The organism is Treponema sp. (assembly GCF_017430385.1).
GTDB lineage: Bacteria > Spirochaetota > Spirochaetia > Treponematales > Treponemataceae > Treponema_D.
Window position 1 is genome coordinate 1 of record NZ_JAFRNB010000025.1, and the last position, 18,432, is coordinate 18,432.

Sequence of the window (18,432 nt, forward strand, 5' to 3'; positions counted from 1 at the left end):
CAAAAAAATTCATTTTTTTTCGATTTTTTTCACAATTCTTTTTCCCGTCTACATTTCTAATGAGCAGAGATTTTGAATAAATCACTTTAAATGAGAATGATAGCAAAACTCTGTTGTATAACATTGTCAGGAGGTCTGAAATTTAAATGCTTGGACGAAATAAAGATGAAAGAGCGAAGGAAGGGCTTCGCGGAAACTCGGTCGATTTGTCGGATGTGATTCGGGGAATGCAGGACGCGGTGAACGAGGCGCAGCATATCCTCGAAATGCACAATCTCAAGTCACTGCAAAGTTTTTTCCATGAGGACGGCGAGCCGAAAACGCTTGAAGTCCATTTGACTGGAGACGATTACCTTGAAATCCCGGTGCTTTCGCTTGCGAACCACAATTCGCTCGTGATTGACCGTCTCTCGATGGAATTTGAGGCGAAAATCGAGCAGGTCGGAATCAAGAGCGCGGAAGATGTTCTTGAAGCAATCAAGCAGGACGGCGATGCGGGCGAGGGCAAACGCGGCGCGGAAAAAGAGAGAAGCGCGGTGTTCGGAATCGGCTTTGCTGGCGGCTCTGAGGGCAACACCGTCAAAGTCAAGATGGAATTCGCTTCGGCGGCACGGGCGGAAGGGCTTTCGCGCATTTTGGACGAATACAACAAACTCGTCGTTCCGTTCAAATCGAGCGCGGAGGGCGACAATTCTCCGTGGCGCGACCACAGCGGAACACGCTTTGAGAAATAAATCGAATGTCGGGTGACACTCGGCGCGATTCGCGATTATTGAGGCTTTCAGTCCGTTCGTTGCAGAGGACGGCTGCAAGATACATTTTTTTAGGAGGTTTGTGTATATGGGAAAAATTGCACAAATGATGGGCGGTCTGCCGATGAACGAACTTATCGGCGCACCTTTGACTTCGGTTGTTGACGCACAGCGCGACCTCGCGAAAACGATGATTGGCTATGTCAACGAAATCGGTTACGCGGACGGCGAGGGCAAGGACAAAGAAGCCCGAATGCTCGACTTCAAGCTCACGAAACCTGTCATCAGCGACGAGGGAGTGACGACAACGAACATCGAAATGCAGGCACCCGTGCTCGGCTTGCTTCCGATGCCCGCATTGCTCGTTGACAAAGTTTCGATTGACTTTCAGATGGAAGTCACGGCAGCGGAATCGAGCAAATCCAACACTTCCGCTGAAGCAAGCACGGAAGTTTCGGGCGGATTCTGGCGAGTCAAGGCGAAAGTCTCAGGAAAAGTTTCGACTTCAAGAGAAAACACCCGAAGCACCAACCAGACCGCGAAGTATCAGGTTCATGTCGAGGCGAACCAGCAGCCTCAGACAGAGTGCATGAGCAAACTCATGGATATGTTCGCGCAGTGCACCGAGCCTGTTGACATCCGCTCTTCTGGCGAAAAGTCAGCGGCAGCCGCATAAGGCAAAAATAGGAACGAACAAAAGATAGGAGAATGAAAATGGAACAGGACCAAATCATCCAAACAGATTCAGCGCTTTCAATCGCAGACCTTATCACTGCCCCGCTTGAGGCGGCTGCGAGCGCACAAGTCGCGCTGGCAAAAAACACCGCCGATTTCATCACGCAGGTCGGCTTTGAGAAGGATTACAAGGGGAACGAAAAAATGCGCTCCGTGCGCTTTGAGGTGACTTCCCCTGCCGAAGATGGCGCATCGATTTCCGTAGAGGCTCCGCTTATCGCGCTCGTTCCTATTCCGAACCTTGCCCTCGAAGAAGTGAATGTGAATTTCCAGATGGAGGTCGATTCTGCCGTAAAGACGACGGAAAAGGCTGCGGATGGGGATTCTGTCTCCTCGCTTTCGGTGAAGGGCAAGGTTTCTTCCGCTGCGGCAAACACGCGCGAAACGAACCAGAGCGCGAAATATCAGATTTCGGTGAAGGCGAAAAAGCAGGAGACAAGCGAGGCACTGAGCCGGTTGCTCGATGTTCTTGCCTCAACTGTAACTCCGCGCGGAATCGAGCAAAAAGGTGCTTAAAAAGGAGGCATGATTATGGAAAATCAGGTTACAAACGAAAGCCGCCAGCGCTTGATGAAAACGCTCGGCGAGTACGGCTGCTATTTTCTCTCCGTCGTGAAAGTGGCGGAGGAAATCACGGGAAAGCGAATCGACGCGGTTGAGGCTTTTTGTCGCTTTCGGGATAAAAAATATCTCGATGAAGAGGCGACCATGCTGAATCCCGACGGAATTCTTTCTGAGCTTACGGGGAAAAAATTCTCCGTGCATCGCGAGACGGCGGATTACAAGACCGCCAAGAACGAGCATGAAATCCTTCTTTTCGCGAACGGAAAGTACCAGCATTTCGTACTCGGCAACGGCAAAGGCGAAGTCGTCTATGACCCGCTCGGAAAATCCAACACGGTCGCAAACGGCTCGCTGATTGCAAAACGCATTTTCACGCCTGTGGCGTAGTGCGTGCGCGCACGAATGTGCGCTAACGCGCGAATGCGAAAAATTCTTGGAGAGAGAAAAATTTATTTTTTATGGGAGAAAAATTATGGGCAAACGAGAATCAAATCCTCCTATTCAAAAATTCCTTGATGAGCTGGGAGGCCGTTGGAGTGATATATTCAACAATGCTAATTGGAATGTAGTTGATGAATTTACATTGCAACATTATGGAATTTATACTGCTGGTGCAGAAGGGCAATGTGGAGCGGTTATTTTAAATAAAAACGGTACGATAATTGCAAAAGGAACTTTTAGAACTGATTATTATCATGCAGAAATGGACGCACTTCGACAAGTCCAAAACCAAGATGATATTGGCCGTATAATTATTTCTTCACCTCCTTGTCCTTGTTGTTGTGTACTGTTAACAGAAATGGGACTTATGGACAAGGTATATGCGCCTGACAAAAAAAGCAGATGTTGTCCTTCAGGAAATGTTCCGAGAGAATTTTTTCTTGATAATTTTGGTAAGAATTTAAGATATTTGTATCGAGGTAAAGATATTTCAGATTCCTATATTGAAAAACATCAAAATGATATTATTTCAAATTTTTTAGGAAAAAGTTGGGTATCTAAAGATAAATAACAAAAATCCTCGCCGCCCCTTCCGCGCAAAATCCCTACTTCTCAAATCCCGTGCGGGTGGGGCGGCGTTTTTTCGGAAAATAAAATGAAGAAATTCTGCCTTTTTCTGCTTTGCGTTTTTTTACCGAACCTCATTTTGTGCGCAAAAGAATACACTTTCGGCTTGTACATCACCGACCTGTACAATTTTGACCAGGTGAACCAGACTTTTCAGGCGGACTTGTGGCTTTGGATAAATTATTTCGGCGACGAGATTGATTTTGACGGTTCGCTTGATTTTATTAACAGCCTCGATGAAAGGCAGAAAAATTATCAGAGCGAGCATTTTGAATCTTTAAACAGAAATTACATGCAACAGAAATTCACGGGAAATTTCCGCTGCGAGTGGGATTTGAGCCGTTTTCCCTTTGACAAGAATCTTCTGAAAGTTGAAATTGAAGATTATCGCCCGATTGAAGAAATTAATTTCGTTCCCGACTACAAGAATTCAAAAGTCTCTGACAGCATTTCTTTTTCGGAGTGGAAAGTCTCTCCGCTTTACATCGACTCCAAGCCCTTCACTTATGATTCCAATTTCGGCGACCTTTCAAGCTCTTCTGATACAGGAACTTATTCACGAATTGTCGCTTCCGTGATGATTTCGCGCCTCACCCCATGGATAACATTCCTCAAACTGACTTTCGGCGTATATGTTGCCTTCGTGCTTTCGGTCGTCTCTCTTTCAATCCGCCCCGAGACGGACTCAAGGCTTTCCCTTCCGTGCGCCGCGCTTTTCGCCGTGGTGAGCAACAAATATGTCGTGGAATCTGTCGTGCCGTCCTCGACAAGCCTTACCATGCTCGACTCAATCCACATAATCACGATGGTGAGCATTTTGCTCATTTGCATGGTCGTAATCAAGACCGACGGAATGCGCTCTTCGGAAAATTCTAGAAAAGTGAGGAAAAGCTTTTTTATCGACAGGACTTTTACGATTACGATTTGCATTGTCTATGTCGCGTTCAATGCCTGGGTGATTTTTTTGTGAAACTGTCTTATGAGGCGAAAAACGCGAAAAGTCAAAGTTCCGTTAGCTCACTGTGCTTCTCCGCGATTCTTCTTGCCCAGTACAAAAACGGCGTGTCGAGAATCGAAGTGACCAAAAAAATCGCGTAGCCGAAAATCAGAATCTGAACGATGGTCGCCCAGGGGAAAACGCCCGCGAATGCGAGCAGGTTGAACACGACGACATTGATAAGCTGGCTGACCATAGTTGAGCCGTTGTTGCGAAGCCACAGGAAAGATTTTTTGTTGCCATACTTTTTTTCGCTCCAGCTCCAGATGTGGTGATAAGCCCAGACATCGTAAATCTCGCAGACAGCGTAAGCAAAAAGGCTTGATAGCATGACACGCGGAGTGTTTGCAAAAACCGTGCAGATTGGAGTTGCCATCGTGTCAGCCTCCGCAGGAACATACAAGAACCAGCTCTGAGAAATCAAGATGAAAGTGATGTTAGCCGCGATTCCGAGTTTGACGCATTTATTTGCTTCTTTTTTGCCGTAAATCTCGCTCATGATGTCAGTTGCGAGGAAGCTTGAAGCAAAAATTACATTTCCCAAAGTTGTGTCCATGCCGTAAGCGTGAACAAGAATCAAAACTTCGATATTGGCCGCAATCGTGCAGATTACAGTCCAAGCAAAGATACCGTTCTTCCCGAACAAGCGGAAAAAAGCCACAAGCCCGCCAAAAAATACAAATACAGATGCGAGCAAAAGAATTTCATTCAAAAAAGGCATAATTTTCTCCTATAAAAAGTCAAGAAGAAAGTTGCAACTTTCAATTGACTTTTTAAGCTGCTCCGCAATGAAATGAGGAGCGGCAGTTAATGGTGCAAGTTTCCAGCGGAAACTTGTCAAGATAAAAAACAGACGCTATTTCAGGCTGTTTTTTATCTATATCTCCTGAAAAATTAAAGTTAACCACAGATGTCACAGATGTCACAGATTATATATATCCTAATTAGAATACTTTCAAAAAGTAACGAAAGAATTTAGTATATCAAATAGAAAATCTGTGTAATCAGTGTAATCTGTGGTTTATTTCCTTCTGTCGATGGCTGAAAAAAGCCGCGATTTTGCGATAGTTTCGTACCCAGTTCCGGCCTTTCCGTAGTTTGCGAAAGGATAGATTGAGATTCCGCCGCGTGGGGTAAAGATTCCCTCGACTTCAAGGTATTTTGGTTCGAGCAATTTGACCAAATCCTTCATGATGATGTTCACGCAGTCCTCATGGAAGTCGCCGTGGTTACGGAACGAGAAGAGATAAAGTTTGAGTGACTTTGATTCGACAAGAAATCCATCCGGAATGTAGTTGATTTTGATTTCTGCGAAGTCCGGCTGCCCGGTTTTTGGGCAAAGTGAAGTGAATTCGGGGCAGTTGAATGTGACCATGTAGTCGTTCCCCGGATGCTTGTTCGGAAATTTCTCTAAAATTTCCGGAGCGTAGTCGCTTGGGTACTTGGTTTTGCTTTCACCAAGCAGCGTTACGCCAGCAAGTTCAGATTCTGAACGCATAGAAATGTCTCCTAGTTTTGTTTTATGTCAGGATGGTTACGAACTGACGGGGAACAATATTAGACAAAAATAGCTTTTTTTTCAATAGGATTGCTGTCACAAAAAAAATGTGCTCCCATCGAGAACCTGTCATCAAAGTCGCGGTGAACAAGTTCAAGCGACTTTGTGCCAGAACCTCGATTCCGCACATTTTTTTTGAATCTTCTTCCATTGTAAAAATTTGTTTGTCTAATATTCAGCATAGAGAAGGGCGCTACCCTTCGGGTCGGGTGTTCCGCCCTTCGCTCACGCTCATAGCCTTCGGCTACTACGGGGCTACATACCCTAGCGCGGGTACCGCGGAAAAATCACAGATTTTTTCGAGACTCGACTAAAATCTTGCCTCGCAAGATTTTTCGCCTTCGGCGACCGTCTCCCTACCTAGCGCAACTCCACCGACCACTCGTTTGCCGTGTCGCCTAGGATTTTGCTCAGTTCCGGGAGGATTGACTTCATTTCTTCATCGAGCTGGTAGGGAAAGTTCACTATGAACATGCCGCTTCCGTAAAGCGCGGCTAGCCCGGTCATGTCTTCTTTTCGCTTTATTTCCATCTGGATGTCGAGGATTTTTGGCTCGGTTGCGCCAACGCTTGCTGCGATTCGCTCTTTCATCATTGAGATTTCGGCACTTCGGTGCGCGACGAGGGGGTACCATAGCGCGATGATTCCTGCGCTCCATTTTTTGTGAACGGCACTGATTACTTCACCGCATTTTTCAAAGTCACTGGCGTCCTCAAAACTCGGGTCAACGACACAAAGACCGCGCTTGATTTTTGGGGGAGTGACGGCCTTCAAGAACTCGTAGCCGTCCCGCTTGTGAATTGCTGGCTCCACAAAAATCTTACCTTCTGCCTTGCATTCTTTTCTTCTATTATAAAAGCAGTTTTTAAGCTCTTCAAAAGCAGTTGGATGCAGTTCGCAAAGAATCTGCTCATCCCCTTCACGCAAGAACATATTCTCAATCAAAGGCGAGCCGGGATATTCTGAGAGAGCATAGAAACTATGAAGAATTTCTAAGAAATTATTCACAGATTTCAAAGATGAACACAGATTAAAACTTTTATAATCTGTGGAATCTGTGTTAATCTGTGGTTTACTATTTCTTTCTGTTTCGCTTTCAAAACTCTCTCTGTGGTCTCCTATGCTCTGTGAGAAATTTATTAATCTTGCAACACCAGATTTCGCTTCCTCAGTTTTTAATGCCCGAGAATCATCGAGATAGTAAATCCCGCTTCCGGCATGAGTGTCTATGACGGTGAAAGGCTTTTCTTTCTTGCAAAGATGTTCCAAAATCAGCGAAAGAGTGAGGTGCTTTAAAATATCGGCGTGATTGCCTGCGTGGTATGCGTGAATGTATGAGAGCATAAAAAAATTATATCAAAAAATCAAAAGTTTTTCTCGATAAAATCAATTGTTTCGTTAATATGATAAAAAATCAATCAAATCAAAATCCGGATAATATATAAAAAAACTCCCGCTGGTTGCATGTGAAGTGCGCACCACGGGAGCATTGTTTTGAGCCATGCTTTGAATTTTGCGCATAGCTCAGTGAGTCGAAAATCTCTTACAGAGTTCCGAGCAAGTAGTTTGCAAGGAGTTTCTTCCAAGAGAAGTCTTTCAAATCATCTACAGTTTTGTAGCTTGCAGATGAAAGAGGAACTGGCGGGTTCTTGAGCTGGTCATTTTTCATGAATGAGGCGATGTTTGCATAATAGAATACATTCCATTTTGCACTGCTCATCTCAAATGAATAGCCGTCTGTTGCTTCTGTTCCGTCATCAGCGATTGCCTGTGCTTTGAGCGGAAAAGTTTTACAAATAAACTTATTTGATGACAACTCTGCAGCGATTGTACCTGTGACTGCACCTGTTGAACTTGCAGCAGGCACAACTACAACAGTAAGACCTGGCTTAATTGTTGTTGCAGAAGATGTATTTAGACGCGAATCTTCTGGTGTGTTCAAAAGCTTTGAGTTTGTGTAGCCTTTTTCTGTGAACATGAAGTAGCATGTAAGCTGTGAAACACCTGTTTCAGTCTTGTAAGTGTAATCCTTCTGAACCCAAGTCTCTGTTGGTGCGGAAACATCTTCTTCCTGTGTACAAGCTGTGAATACGCTTGCAGAGGCAATTAGAAGAATCGTAGAAATAATGCTGATAATCTTTTTCATTTTTTTTCCCCTTTTTTTTTACTAGAACTGATATTTTACGCTTAATTCTACGAATGTCCTGTCGTTATGCTCTGTTCCAGCTGTAAAATTGTAGAATTCACCGTTTTCATTGTCGCTGAAAATATAAGCACCTTTTGCTGTGAGTGTAAGACCTTCAGAGACATTGTATTCGATTTTTGGAACGATTACATATTCCTTGCACTCAATTCCGTAGATTCCCTGTGCTTCAACTGTAAGTTTTTCATTGAGGAATTTATCTGAGAGAAGGACGATTACCTTGTTGCGTGTGTATTTATTGTCAGAGTTGTAATCGACATCGAATGTGTTACCTTCAATTATCTTGTCCTTTTTGAGAATCATAGAACCTGTTTCCTGAACATTCAAGTTGAGGTTATGGAGTGGAATATCAATATCGAATCCAGCGACCCATGCGATAGAGTCATTATGAATTGCCTGATTTGTTCCATCCTTGTCCTGTGTCATGTTGTAAGCGAATTCCCATCGCGTATTGAATTTCCACAAAACGAAGGCTGCCTCAAGACCAAATACCTGCAACTGGTCGTACTGTAAGAATTTGTCATCATCTTCGATTGTCTCATTTGCAAGGTATTTCTGCATGTAAGTTGTGAGCTTTCCAGCATTGAAAGACGGCTGCTTGTAGTGACCGTAGTAATAGCTTGTACCCCAGTCGATGCCTGCAAATGTACCAGTGAGGCGAACACCGGCCTGACCGTAGCGGAGTGTTTTTGTGTTAGGGTAGAGGGCATCTCCATTTGAGTTAAGTGATGACATGTTTGAAAGAGCAAGTGTCTGTTTTGTGTTTACATAAGTTACAGTATCAGTGATATACTGCTTATAGATGTTTGCTCCGTTTTTTGAAGTTGTTGTTACAGCTCCACTTGTAGCTTTGCTTACAGCTGTATCTGCAAGACCCATTGCGATAACAGTCTTTACTCCAGCGGCATTGTTTGCTACATCAATTCCTGTTTGTGTTTTCAACATACTTGTAAAGGTTGAATTTGCTGCAAGCCCTGCCGCAATCACATCATAGTTAGCACCCAATGTTTTTTCAAAATATGTATTAAGAGTTCCTGAGTCAACTGATGTTTTTGCTGTTGCATAAATATTGTCCAGTGCTGCTTGAAGTTTTGCACCTAATGCTATTCCAGTAGAATCTGTGGCTGAGCCACCATTCTTGATATGTGCTGTAAGTTGCTCTTGTGCGATGCTTGCTTCTTTTTCCCAGGTGCTTGCTGTTGCAGCTAAAACATCAGCTTCTTTTACTGCAAGAAGGTATTCTGAATAGTTTGCCATTGCTGCATTTGTTACACGGCTTGTGATTCCTTTCTGCTTGTTTGGAACGAATTTTCCGCTTGTTGCGAATCTGTCTGGAGTCATCCATGGAGTGTAGATACCTTCAAGCTTGAGGTTGTAATCCCATGAAAGGTTTGCCGTTGCCTTGAACATGACCTCACCGAGTCGGCGGTCAATGTAATCAGGGAAGATAAAGTCTGAGTAATCATTTGCGTTGAAGTTGTCGAGTACATGAACTTTGTCGCCTTTTCCCCAAACTTCCTTCATTTTACCTGCTTTGAGCTGGAATCTTCCTTCTTTGAAGCTTCCTGTAGCATAAACTTCATCGATGACATCTTCTTTATTTTCTGTAAGTGTTGAATTATCAAGTTTAAGTTTGAGGTTTGCACCTGTGTAGTCGCCCTCGTAGTTAAGCTCAAGATTTGCGTAGGCACCTGCCTCAACATCTGATTTGCTCAGATCGTATACCTTTTTATAGCCTTGTGTGTCCTCCTTGCCAGTCTCTTTGTTTTTTGTTCCGCCCCAAGCCCTTGCGCTTGCTCCGACTTCGCCGGAAATTGCTACTGATGGAGCTGATGACTCTTCGAAACTTGAGCCTCCGAAGTCATCGCTGCCACCAAAATCACTGTCACCAAATCCAAAATCCTGTGCAAAACTGAATGATGTGAGCGAAAGTGCTGCCATCGTCAATAATAACTTTTTCATACTTTATTCTTCTCCTTTAGTTTGACTTTTTATTTGGCTTTACCACTTGAGAGATACTGCTGGGTGAAATATGCATCTGACATTGGACCGTCCATAATTGGGTCTTTGATTTCAAGGACAGTCTCTCGGCCGGTTTTGTTGTTTGCGATACGAGCCTTCATGCGCATTGTATATTTTTTGCCAGTTTTTGAAGTGAGGTAAATCCAGTCCTCTGTGGTGTAAGTCTTCATAAGCTGATCCTGGTTCTTTTTGTCGAAATATTCGATTTTTGCAGGAAGATAAGTCTCTTTGTCGATGTACTGGATGCGGTATGAGTATTCAACTTCGCTCTTTTTGAGAGGAACTGACTTGATTTTCCAGCACTGATATTTTCTGCCGCCAGGAACTGTGATAGAAACGTCTTTTTCGAGCATTTCGTGTTTGTCATCGTCTACATGTCGGACTGCCATGTCGTTGTAAGTGAACTCACAGCCTACGAACTGCTTGTATCGCTCGCCCATTGGGATTCGGCGTACCTGCTTGAGTTTTGGCATGTAAATCCATCGGTCATCCTCTCGCTTGCTTCGCTCCATCTGGAGAACGCGTGTGTCTTTTTTGCTCGCAGGTCCTCGGATGTCGAATACTGTGTAGATAAGACCGTCTTTTGTGCGGCCATGCTGCTTCATCGGCATTTCCTCGACTGCACCGCTTTTTTCGATGTTGTAGAGCATCATTGTTGCGGTTGATGTGTCAGGAGCCGGCAATGTTGATGATTTTTTGACTATATCGTAGGCTTCATCTGCAAAGGCTGCAGCCGAGAGAGAAAAAACCAACGAAAAAACGGCAATTTTTTTCAAAATTTTCATAATAACTCCTTGATGTAGGGTTTTTACAGACTATATTTAAAAATTATAACACAGTTTGATTGGAATTTCAAACTAAATTTAAGTTTCTTCCTCTTCAAGAATTTCCTCGACGGTTTCCATAAGAGCTTTCGTCGGGATGAAGGAATCTTTGAGCCGCAATTTATAGAAGATTTGTGTTCCTTTTTTAATCGGCTCAACAATTCCGGCGTCTTTCAGAACTTTGAGGTGGTGCGAGATTGCTGGGCGCGAGAGAATTGTTTTTCCTGAAAGGTCGGCGACATTTATTCCATCAAGGCCTGCTGCGGCAAGGTCAAGGCAGAGCTTTTGCCTTGTGGTGTCACCAAGGGCAAGGAAGATTTTTGAACATGCCTTGAAGTCTTCAAGTGCCTGCTCGATTTTTTTTGGGTCAATCATTTTTGAATTCCCCCATTGCTTTGATTTCTCGGAAAATGCCTTTATTTATTCTTAAAATGAATTTATAATTTGTTTTAAGAATTTACTTGACACTTTTCAGAGTTGTCGTTATATTTGGTTTATCGGTTTAATTACTTGAACTAATATAAACGATTCTTGATTGAATTGCAAGCGGTTCAAAATATTTTTTAGGAGTAGTGTTATGATTAAGAAGATGCTGAAATGCTCCTGGCTCATTATCATTGCGAGCCTCGCGATTACTGCATTCTTTGGCTGGCAGCTTCGCAAAATCTCTATTGAGAACACTGTGCGAATGTACATGCCGCAGAGTTCCGAGTCTTACCAGCGTATGTTGAAGGCTGAGGAAGATTACGGAAGCATGATGGTTCTTGGAATCTCCATGGAGACAAGCGGGGAGACAATCCTCACTCCTGAGTACATTAAGATTGTTCAGGATGTCACGGACCAGATTGGAAATGTTGATTATGTAGAAAGCATTGACTCAATCGCAAATATGGATTTCATCGTAGGCGAGGACGGAAGCCTCAAGGCATCAAGCATCCTCGGCGAAGATTATACCGGCAGCCCGGAAGACATGGCCGCAATCAAGCAGCGTCTCGTTGACTGGCAGGAAATGTACAACCGCGTAATCATTACTGACGACGGAAAAACCACTCAGCTTATGATTACCTTGCAGCCAAAAGACGAGAACGGCAACATGCTCAATTCAAAGAAGCAGATGAAGGCTCTTCACGATATCCAGAAAATCTGTGAGACTGCCCTTGAAGGCTCTGATCTTGAAGTCCGCTATTTCGGCGACCCGGTTTTGAGCGATAACGGCTACACATTCATGGTTTCAGACCTTTTGATTTTGATTCCTTTCGTAGCTCTTGTTGTTCTCCTCTCGCTTTACTTCTCATTCCACACATGGAGCGGCACTCTTCTTCCATTGATTACCGTTCTCATGGCTACGGTATGGTCAGTCGGTATCATGTGTATGCTCAACGTCACTTTCACAATCATCGGAAGCGTCATTCCTGTTTGTCTCGTGGCGTGTGGTTCAGCTTATGGTATTCACGTTCTCACTCACTATTACATCGGCCTTGATAAAATTGAGGGTGAGATTACAAAAGAGAGCCATGCCGGTGCGATTGAGTACGGTCTTAAGGATGTCTGGATTGCCGTTGTTCTTGCAGGCGTCACGACTGTCGCAGGCTTTATCTCTAACATCACAAGCCCGATCATGCCGCTCAAATCATTCTCTGTTTTCGCTGCGGCTGGCGTCGTGTTCTCATTGCTTCTTTCAATGACTTTTATTCCTGCAATGCTTTATGTCACACCAATCAGCAAGGTTGGAAAACATTGGCGCAACAAGAATCGTATTTCCGCAAAACTTAAGATGAAGCTTGAAAAACAGCTCAAGCGGCAGGGCGGAAAAACATCTGCAGAGGCTACGACAAACACGCTTTACATGATTTATCACTTCTTCTCCGGTACAAAACCACGTCTTATCGTTTCGACAGCAGTTCTTATTCTGGTCGCTGTAATCGGATTCAAGATGCTTATCGTTGATACGGCTCTGGTCAACTACTTCCCGCCAGATTCAAAATTCCGTGAGGATATTTCTTACGTTGACGAGCATCTGGCTGGCTCAAACACACTTTACCTTATCGTAAGCGGCGAAGAAAAAGATGCTGAAGAGGTTGCGGCTGAGAGTGCAGGCGAGTCTGTGGCTGATTCTGTCGCAAGTGACTTTGATTTTGGCACTTCTGACACCGGTGCGGCTGATTCTGTCGCAAGTGATTTCGACTTCGGCACTTCTGACACCGGTGCGGCTGATTCTGTCGCAAGTGACTTTGATTTTGGCAGCTCAACTGATGACTTCGGTTTCGGAGAGGCTGCTTCCGGAACAGATGATTTTGGATTCGGAGATGCGTCAGGCGCTGATTCTTCTGAATCTGCCGAAGCTCCAAAACAGTATTACATGCTCACAAATCCTGAGATTCTTAATGCTGTTGACGGAATGCAGGAATATCTCCTTGCACGACATGAAGGAATCGGAAAAATGGTTTCATTCACCACTTTCATCAAACGCATGAATCAGGTAATGAACTCACCGGTCGATGATGCAAAACTTTCTTCTACTATAACTGTCCAGCAGGGCTTGGAAATGCTCCACAAGGCATATACATCCGCTGGCGGAAAAGATGCTGATGTTCAGCAGATTGTTCTTGAGCTTGAGCGACAGCTTAACTTCAACGGCCTCGACTATTACGAGGTTCCGTATGATGTGGCAAAATATCCTGTTTCAACACGTGATGAGCTTGGTGATTTGGTAACTCAGTACCTTTATCTTCTTTCAAGCGAGCAGATTCAGCGTTTTGCCAACAACATGACAATGCCGACTGCAATCCGAACACAGGTTCAGCTCCGCACTCACTCGACTGACGACACAGCAGCAATCATCGCCGATGCACAGGCTTATGCCGCAAAACATTTCCCGAAAGGCTACAAGATTGAGGCAACTGGTAACGGTGAGATGGAATATACAATGACAAAGATGGTCGTTGACAGCCAGACAACAAGTATCTTGCTCTCGCTTGCAATGGTCTTCATCATCATCTCGCTTTCATTCAAGTCGGCATGGGCAGGAATTATCGGTGCAATCCCTCTCGGACTCACGATTTTGCTCAACTTCATGGTAATGGGATATGCCGGAATCGCGCTTGACCTTTGTACAAGTATCATCGCAAGTGTCGCTATCGGTGTCGGAATTGACTACACGATTCACTTCATGGAAACCTACCGCGCTCAGCGTGCTCTCACAGACGACCTTGAGGAAGTCACAAAGAACACATTCAAGACAAGCGGACGCGGAATCCTCACGAACGCAATTGCGGTTGGTCTGGGCTTCTGTGTACTTTTGTTCAGCCGGTTCATCATCCTTCGATACATCGGTGCTTTGGTTGCAGTCGTAATGTTCACAAGTTCTACTTTGGCAATGACTGTAATTCCAGGCATTCTGAATGCCTTCGACCCTAAATTCATGTGGTCAAAGGAGCAGAAGGAAGCTTACGCAAAGAAAATTACAGAAGAGAAATAAAACTGAGGAGTTAGCGGTTAGCAGTCAAAGGGGGAAGTCTCCCCCTCGCTACAAAGCGTTGCTTTTCCGCTACCCCCTCTGCGGGAGTGCCCGCAACGCCCCCGAATTTTTTGTAACTAATTTTTAATATATTGGTTTAATATTTTGAACCGATTAAATAATTTAAGGAAGCGGCTCAGGCATAGCCTTCGCCGAGACTCGCAAAAACCTGTCTCACAATGCCGCTCCCTAGGAGGAAACACTTATGAAAATGACAAAAAAACTTACAGCTTTGGCTCTTGCCCTTGCAATGGGAACATCTGCATTCGCAATCGACGGAACAGAAATCATGACTAAGGTTTTCGACCGCCAGAAACCTGATTTTTCAAAGGCAGCTGTCGAGCTTACTCTTGCAAAAAACGGCAAAGTTGAGGAAACTCGAAAAGTTGGTGAATACGGCCGCTGCAAGAACAATCTTTCTGACGTTGTAATGGTATTCCTTTCTCCTGCATCTGTAAAAGACACTCGCTTCTTGCAGAAAGAGAACGATGGCAAAGACGACGACAAATGGATTTATCTTCCTTCACTCAAATCAACACGCCGTGTAGCTGCAAGCGATGGTTCAAAAGCATTCGTTGGAACAGATTTTTCTTACGATGATATGAGCACACGCGAAGTCGCAGACGATACACACGAGCTTATCAAAGAGAGCGAGGACAAAGGCAACTTCAAGGACTTGTATGTTGTAAAATCAACTCCAAAAGATCCAAAATCAAGCCAGTATTCTTACCGAATCTCATACATCACAAAAGATGCCTGGATTCCAACTTACATCGAGCTTTACGACAAAAAAGGCAAGCTCCTCAAAGTAAATGAAATCAAAGCAATTGACAAAAAGCCAGGTACAAACGGTCGTGTTTACAACGTTCCGATGGAGAACGTAATGACAAACGTTCAGACAGGCCACTCTTCAACAATCAAGATGATTAACGTAACAGTTGACCAGCCGTTGCCAGATCGCTACTTCACAACAGACTTCTTGAACACAGGAAAATAAGGAATCGAAATTACATCCATGTAATTTCGAGTTCCAACGAGAAACTTCTGTTCACCTATAGGCAAACAGAAGTTTCTCTCTGCGTTTTTGCCCCCGCATCCAAACAGGCACGACAATGAAAGTGCCTGCTGCGGGGATTTTTTTTCGTCAGCTTGCCCTGATGGGAGACCACCTTTTTTTGCATTTCCAGGCTGCTTTGTTTGAACTTTGTTATTTTTGCATAGATTTTGCGTTTATGATATACTTCCCGCATGGAAAAAATTCGTGCGATACTTTTTGACATGGACGGGGTTCTGCTTGATACTGAGTCGGTCTGCGAGGTTTGCTGGAAGCGGGCTGCTGACGAAATCGGTCTTTCAAATATTCATGAGATTTTCATGCAGTGTGTCGGGCGCAGTAAGACAGATACTGAGCGGCTTCTTACAAAATATCTTCCGGGCGAAGATGCTGCCGTAAAATTCCGAAACAGGACAGGCGAGCTTTTTGAAGTCGTTGAAAAGGAACAGGGCTTAAAGAAAATGCCTTTTGTCCTTGAATGCCTTGATTCGCTCAAGAATGCTGGTTTTCGTCTGGCACTTGCAAGCTCCACTCGTGCGCTGAAAGTTCATCCACAGCTTAAGAACGCAGGAATTTTCGATTATTTTGAAACCCTTACGACTGGCGACATGGTTAATCACTCAAAGCCTGACCCTGAGATTTACCAGAAAGCTGTGGCTTCTTTGGGCTTAAGGCCGGAGGAATGTGTCGCGATTGAGGATAGCCCGAACGGTGTGCGTTCAGCGACTGCTGCTGGAATAAAATGTATTATGGTTCCGGATTTGATTGACCCGGACGAAGAAATGAATGAAAAAGCATGGAAAATCTTCAATAATCTAAAAGAAACTGCGGATTTTTTAATATCACTTCCAAAATGACGGCTAATCTGTGTACATCCGCGTTAATCTGTGGTTAAATATTAATAGAGGAAATTATGAAAACATCAATCGCATGTATCGCTTTTGACGGCGAAAAAATACTTGTAGCGCACAGAAATCCAACAGGACAGATGGGCGGGCGTTGGGAATTCCCTGGCGGAAAAGTTGAGGAAGGGGAGAGCGATGAAAAAGCTATCGTGCGCGAGTTTGAAGAAGAATTCGGCGTGAAGGTTACGGTCGGCGAAAAAATCTGTGAGACATTCTTCATGCACAATGAGCAGCAGATTGCTCTTCATGCCTACGAAATCACGGTTCCTCATGACGGAATCGCTCAGAAATACACGCTCACTGAGCATACTGAATACAAATGGGCTTTCCCTGCTGAAATCCCGACTCTCAATTTCGTTGACTCTGACATGCTTATTTATCCTGATGTAATGAGATGGGTTGCAGGGAAAAAATGATTAGAAAAGATTGTTTTTTGCGCGGGTGTTTTGTTTTTTTCTCTTCTTTGTTCGTATTGCTCGTCGTATCTTGCAAAAAAAATAACGGCCAGCTTGAAATGCAGCCGCTTGCCCCGCAGGATTTGTCTCCGCGGATTGAATGGGCTTTGATTTCTGATCCTTATGTTGCCTGCCACGCAGAGGCTGGATATGAATCCCCTGTAATTGCCTCGTTCCGCAAAGGTGAAATCTACGAAATTGTAGGCAACTGCACGGTGATTGTTGATGACACAAAAGAATTATGGTACGCAATCGAAAACGGTTGGATTCCGTCTTCAGCCGTCAAAGTGTACTCAAACAAATTGAAGGCTGAAAAAGCGAAAAACATTAAATAATTAGAAATTAGGAATGAGCAATGAGAAATTGTCAATTCCTAATTCCTGACTGCTAATTCCTAATTATCTTAGCAGCTTCTTCTACTGAAATCTCTGCGAACTGCTCACGGGTCTCAAGATTTTTGAGAGTGACAGCGTTCTTTTCGGCTTCATTTGAGCCAATCAGGATTCCCCATTTGATTTTTTTGGCGTCGGTGACGGCATATTGCTGATTCATCTTTTTTGCTTCCGGGAAGACTTCGACTTTTACGCCTTTTTCACGCAATTGTGCTGCAACTTTCTGGTAAAGGACAACGAGATTTTTGTCCATGCAGAAAATTTCGGCATCGAGGTAGCTGCCCTTGCTTTCGAGTTTTCCGAGCTGTTCAAGACCTGCGATAAGACGGTCAAGGCCGATTGAAGCTCCGACACCAGGCAATTTTGTCTTTGTGTAAAGGCCCGCAAGGTTGTCGTAGCGGCCGCCAGAACATACAGAGCCGATTGATGGAAGCTCGTTAAGGAATGTTTCGTAAACAACACCTGTGTAATAGTCAAGGCCGCGTGTGATTGACGGATCGAGAACGTATGTTGCTTCGATTCCGGCTGCTTTCATCATCTCGTAGATTTCTTTCATGCGAGCTGAGTCTTCGTTTTCACCGCCACTCATTTCTGTAATCATTTTAAGTGTTGATTCAAAATCTCCGGCTCCAGCGATGTATTTGAGAATTTCACAAGCTTTTTCTTCGCTTTCTGTGTACTCAACCAGTTCTTTTTTGACTTCTTCTTCGCCAACCTTTGCAAGTTTGTCTACTGAGCGCAAAATATCCTCAGATCTTTCGGCAACTCCGAGTTTTGCAAGGAAGCGGTTGAAAATGCCGCGGTGATTTACATGAATAGTGATGTCTTTGACGCCAATTTCTGCCAAAGCAGTTCGCATGATGTTCAAGATTTCAAAATCACTTGCAGCTGAGTCTGAGCCAACGGTGTCGATGTCGCACTGAACGAACTCACGGTATCGGCCAGCCTGTGGTTTTTCACCACGCCAAACTTTTGCGATGTGATATCGTTTGAAAGGGAAGTAAAGCTCACTCTCGTGCTCTGCTGTAAAGCGTGCGAAAGGAACTGTGAGGTCGAAACGCAATGCAACATCACGCTTACCGTTGTCCAAAAAGCGGAAAACCTGTTTTTCGGTCTCTCCGTTTGATTTTCGGAGCAAAATTTCTGAATATTCGAGCACCGGCGTATCAATCGGAACGAAGCCGAAAGAGCGGTAAACGCCTGTGATTTTTTCCATTAAATTTGTGCGGACAATCTCTGCCTGCGGTAAAATGTCTCGGAATCCCTTGAGGACTCGTGGTTGGATAAGTTCTGCCATAATGAGAATATTATATAGAAAAAGAATAAAAAGATGAAGTGAATCTCTAAAAATTGCAATTTTTAGAGATACCTTGAAAAAGCGATGTT

19 protein-coding genes are annotated in these 18,432 nt (G+C 44.2%); 11 read left to right on the forward strand and 8 right to left on the reverse strand.

Annotation, left to right across the window (positions count from 1 at the left end; all coding sequences use genetic code 11):
- Nucleotides 1-146 precede the first annotated feature (146 nt).
- The 6 genes from IJJ71_RS01760 (at nt 147) to IJJ71_RS01785 (ending at nt 4,089) form a co-directional block, all read left to right on the forward strand.
- Nucleotides 147-734 (forward strand): DUF2589 domain-containing protein, encoded by a 588-nt coding sequence (locus tag IJJ71_RS01760; protein WP_296844952.1) that lies wholly within the window; start codon nt 147-149, stop codon nt 732-734.
- Between the two features lie 106 nt (nt 735-840).
- Nucleotides 841-1,428 carry a DUF2589 domain-containing protein gene (locus IJJ71_RS01765; RefSeq protein ID WP_296844953.1) on the forward strand — a complete coding sequence of 196 codons (588 nt, stop codon included), beginning with the start codon at nt 841-843 and terminating at the stop codon, nt 1,426-1,428.
- Nucleotides 1,429-1,466: 38 nt separating this feature from the next.
- Complete coding sequence (locus IJJ71_RS01770; RefSeq protein ID WP_296844954.1) at nt 1,467-2,003, forward strand: DUF2589 domain-containing protein; 537 nt, start codon at nt 1,467-1,469, stop codon at nt 2,001-2,003.
- 15 nt (nt 2,004-2,018) lie between these two features.
- Nucleotides 2,019-2,438 carry a DUF261 family protein gene (locus tag IJJ71_RS01775; RefSeq protein WP_296844956.1) on the forward strand — a complete coding sequence of 140 codons (420 nt, stop codon included), beginning with the start codon at nt 2,019-2,021 and terminating at the stop codon, nt 2,436-2,438.
- 85 nt (nt 2,439-2,523) lie between these two features.
- Nucleotides 2,524-3,063 carry a cytidine/deoxycytidylate deaminase family protein gene (locus tag IJJ71_RS01780; protein WP_296844958.1) on the forward strand — a complete coding sequence of 180 codons (540 nt, stop codon included), beginning with the start codon at nt 2,524-2,526 and terminating at the stop codon, nt 3,061-3,063.
- A gap of 84 nt (nt 3,064-3,147) precedes the next feature.
- Nucleotides 3,148-4,089, forward strand: a complete 942-nt coding sequence (locus IJJ71_RS01785) for a ligand-gated ion channel (protein ID WP_296844959.1) — start codon at nt 3,148-3,150, stop codon at nt 4,087-4,089.
- A 31-nt stretch (nt 4,090-4,120) separates the two neighbouring features.
- Here the strand turns inward: IJJ71_RS01785 and IJJ71_RS01790 are convergent, their stop codons facing one another.
- The 7 genes from IJJ71_RS01790 to IJJ71_RS01820 all read right to left on the reverse strand — a co-directional run bounded on the left by IJJ71_RS01790 (nt 4,121) and on the right by IJJ71_RS01820 (nt 11,098).
- Complete coding sequence (locus IJJ71_RS01790) at nt 4,121-4,837, reverse strand: queuosine precursor transporter (protein ID WP_296844961.1); 717 nt, start codon at nt 4,835-4,837, stop codon at nt 4,121-4,123.
- A 300-nt stretch (nt 4,838-5,137) separates the two neighbouring features.
- Nucleotides 5,138-5,614: a preQ(1) synthase gene (gene queF / locus IJJ71_RS01795; RefSeq protein ID WP_296844962.1), complete on the reverse strand. Its 477-nt coding sequence runs from the start codon at nt 5,612-5,614 to the stop codon at nt 5,138-5,140.
- 420 nt (nt 5,615-6,034) lie between these two features.
- Complete coding sequence (locus IJJ71_RS01800; protein WP_296844964.1) at nt 6,035-7,018, reverse strand: 23S rRNA (adenine(2030)-N(6))-methyltransferase RlmJ; 984 nt, start codon at nt 7,016-7,018, stop codon at nt 6,035-6,037.
- Between the two features lie 199 nt (nt 7,019-7,217).
- Nucleotides 7,218-7,820, reverse strand: a complete 603-nt coding sequence (locus tag IJJ71_RS01805) for a hypothetical protein (protein ID WP_296844965.1) — start codon at nt 7,818-7,820, stop codon at nt 7,218-7,220.
- A gap of 21 nt (nt 7,821-7,841) precedes the next feature.
- Nucleotides 7,842-9,839 carry a hypothetical protein gene (locus IJJ71_RS01810; RefSeq protein ID WP_296844966.1) on the reverse strand — a complete coding sequence of 666 codons (1,998 nt, stop codon included), beginning with the start codon at nt 9,837-9,839 and terminating at the stop codon, nt 7,842-7,844.
- Between the two features lie 29 nt (nt 9,840-9,868).
- Nucleotides 9,869-10,684 carry an outer membrane lipoprotein-sorting protein gene (locus IJJ71_RS01815; protein ID WP_296844967.1) on the reverse strand — a complete coding sequence of 272 codons (816 nt, stop codon included), beginning with the start codon at nt 10,682-10,684 and terminating at the stop codon, nt 9,869-9,871.
- 78 nt (nt 10,685-10,762) lie between these two features.
- Entirely contained in the window at nt 10,763-11,098 is a 336-nt protein-coding gene (locus IJJ71_RS01820; protein WP_296844969.1) for an ArsR/SmtB family transcription factor, read from the reverse strand.
- Between the two features lie 202 nt (nt 11,099-11,300).
- Between IJJ71_RS01820 and IJJ71_RS01825 the strand changes: the two genes are divergently transcribed.
- From IJJ71_RS01825 to IJJ71_RS01845, 5 genes are all read left to right on the forward strand, one after another.
- Nucleotides 11,301-14,201, forward strand: coding sequence for an MMPL family transporter (locus IJJ71_RS01825; RefSeq protein WP_296844970.1), 2,901 nt, complete (start codon nt 11,301-11,303; stop codon nt 14,199-14,201).
- 244 nt (nt 14,202-14,445) lie between these two features.
- Nucleotides 14,446-15,237: an outer membrane lipoprotein-sorting protein gene (locus IJJ71_RS01830; protein ID WP_296844971.1), complete on the forward strand. Its 792-nt coding sequence runs from the start codon at nt 14,446-14,448 to the stop codon at nt 15,235-15,237.
- 251 nt (nt 15,238-15,488) lie between these two features.
- A complete protein-coding gene (locus tag IJJ71_RS01835) occupies nt 15,489-16,151 on the forward strand; it encodes an HAD family hydrolase (RefSeq protein WP_296844972.1) in 663 nt (220 codons plus the stop codon).
- A gap of 56 nt (nt 16,152-16,207) precedes the next feature.
- A complete protein-coding gene (locus IJJ71_RS01840) occupies nt 16,208-16,615 on the forward strand; it encodes a (deoxy)nucleoside triphosphate pyrophosphohydrolase (protein ID WP_367113205.1) in 408 nt (135 codons plus the stop codon).
- A complete protein-coding gene (locus IJJ71_RS01845; protein WP_296844973.1) occupies nt 16,612-16,989 on the forward strand; it encodes a hypothetical protein in 378 nt (125 codons plus the stop codon). Before IJJ71_RS01840 ends, IJJ71_RS01845 begins: the two co-directional genes overlap by 4 nt.
- Before the next feature lie 52 nt (nt 16,990-17,041).
- Here IJJ71_RS01845 and hisS read toward each other — a convergent pair whose 3' ends face one another.
- Nucleotides 17,042-18,343, reverse strand: a complete 1,302-nt coding sequence (gene hisS, locus IJJ71_RS01850) for a histidine--tRNA ligase (protein ID WP_296844974.1) — start codon at nt 18,341-18,343, stop codon at nt 17,042-17,044.
- Nucleotides 18,344-18,432: the final 89 nt, after the last annotated feature.

What these genes read in the sequence shown, in the direction of transcription:
- IJJ71_RS01760 (WP_296844952.1), top strand. Translation starts at nt 147, where the DNA reads ATGCTTGGACGAAATAAAGATGAAAGAGCGAAGGAAGGGCTTCGCGGA.
- IJJ71_RS01765 (WP_296844953.1), top strand. Translation starts at nt 841, where the DNA reads ATGGGAAAAATTGCACAAATGATGGGCGGTCTGCCGATGAACGAACTT.
- IJJ71_RS01770 (WP_296844954.1), top strand. Translation starts at nt 1,467, where the DNA reads ATGGAACAGGACCAAATCATCCAAACAGATTCAGCGCTTTCAATCGCA.
- IJJ71_RS01775 (WP_296844956.1), top strand. Translation starts at nt 2,019, where the DNA reads ATGGAAAATCAGGTTACAAACGAAAGCCGCCAGCGCTTGATGAAAACG.
- IJJ71_RS01780 (WP_296844958.1), top strand. Translation starts at nt 2,524, where the DNA reads ATGGGCAAACGAGAATCAAATCCTCCTATTCAAAAATTCCTTGATGAG.
- IJJ71_RS01785 (WP_296844959.1), top strand. Translation starts at nt 3,148, where the DNA reads ATGAAGAAATTCTGCCTTTTTCTGCTTTGCGTTTTTTTACCGAACCTC.
- IJJ71_RS01790 (WP_296844961.1), bottom strand. Translation starts at nt 4,837, where the DNA reads ATGCCTTTTTTGAATGAAATTCTTTTGCTCGCATCTGTATTTGTATTT.
- queF (WP_296844962.1), bottom strand. Translation starts at nt 5,614, where the DNA reads ATGCGTTCAGAATCTGAACTTGCTGGCGTAACGCTGCTTGGTGAAAGC.
- IJJ71_RS01800 (WP_296844964.1), bottom strand. Translation starts at nt 7,018, where the DNA reads ATGCTCTCATACATTCACGCATACCACGCAGGCAATCACGCCGATATT.
- IJJ71_RS01805 (WP_296844965.1), bottom strand. Translation starts at nt 7,820, where the DNA reads ATGAAAAAGATTATCAGCATTATTTCTACGATTCTTCTAATTGCCTCT.
- IJJ71_RS01810 (WP_296844966.1), bottom strand. Translation starts at nt 9,839, where the DNA reads ATGAAAAAGTTATTATTGACGATGGCAGCACTTTCGCTCACATCATTC.
- IJJ71_RS01815 (WP_296844967.1), bottom strand. Translation starts at nt 10,684, where the DNA reads ATGAAAATTTTGAAAAAAATTGCCGTTTTTTCGTTGGTTTTTTCTCTC.
- IJJ71_RS01820 (WP_296844969.1), bottom strand. Translation starts at nt 11,098, where the DNA reads ATGATTGACCCAAAAAAAATCGAGCAGGCACTTGAAGACTTCAAGGCA.
- IJJ71_RS01825 (WP_296844970.1), top strand. Translation starts at nt 11,301, where the DNA reads ATGATTAAGAAGATGCTGAAATGCTCCTGGCTCATTATCATTGCGAGC.
- IJJ71_RS01830 (WP_296844971.1), top strand. Translation starts at nt 14,446, where the DNA reads ATGAAAATGACAAAAAAACTTACAGCTTTGGCTCTTGCCCTTGCAATG.
- IJJ71_RS01835 (WP_296844972.1), top strand. Translation starts at nt 15,489, where the DNA reads ATGGAAAAAATTCGTGCGATACTTTTTGACATGGACGGGGTTCTGCTT.
- IJJ71_RS01840 (WP_367113205.1), top strand. Translation starts at nt 16,208, where the DNA reads ATGAAAACATCAATCGCATGTATCGCTTTTGACGGCGAAAAAATACTT.
- IJJ71_RS01845 (WP_296844973.1), top strand. Translation starts at nt 16,612, where the DNA reads ATGATTAGAAAAGATTGTTTTTTGCGCGGGTGTTTTGTTTTTTTCTCT.
- hisS (WP_296844974.1), bottom strand. Translation starts at nt 18,343, where the DNA reads ATGGCAGAACTTATCCAACCACGAGTCCTCAAGGGATTCCGAGACATT.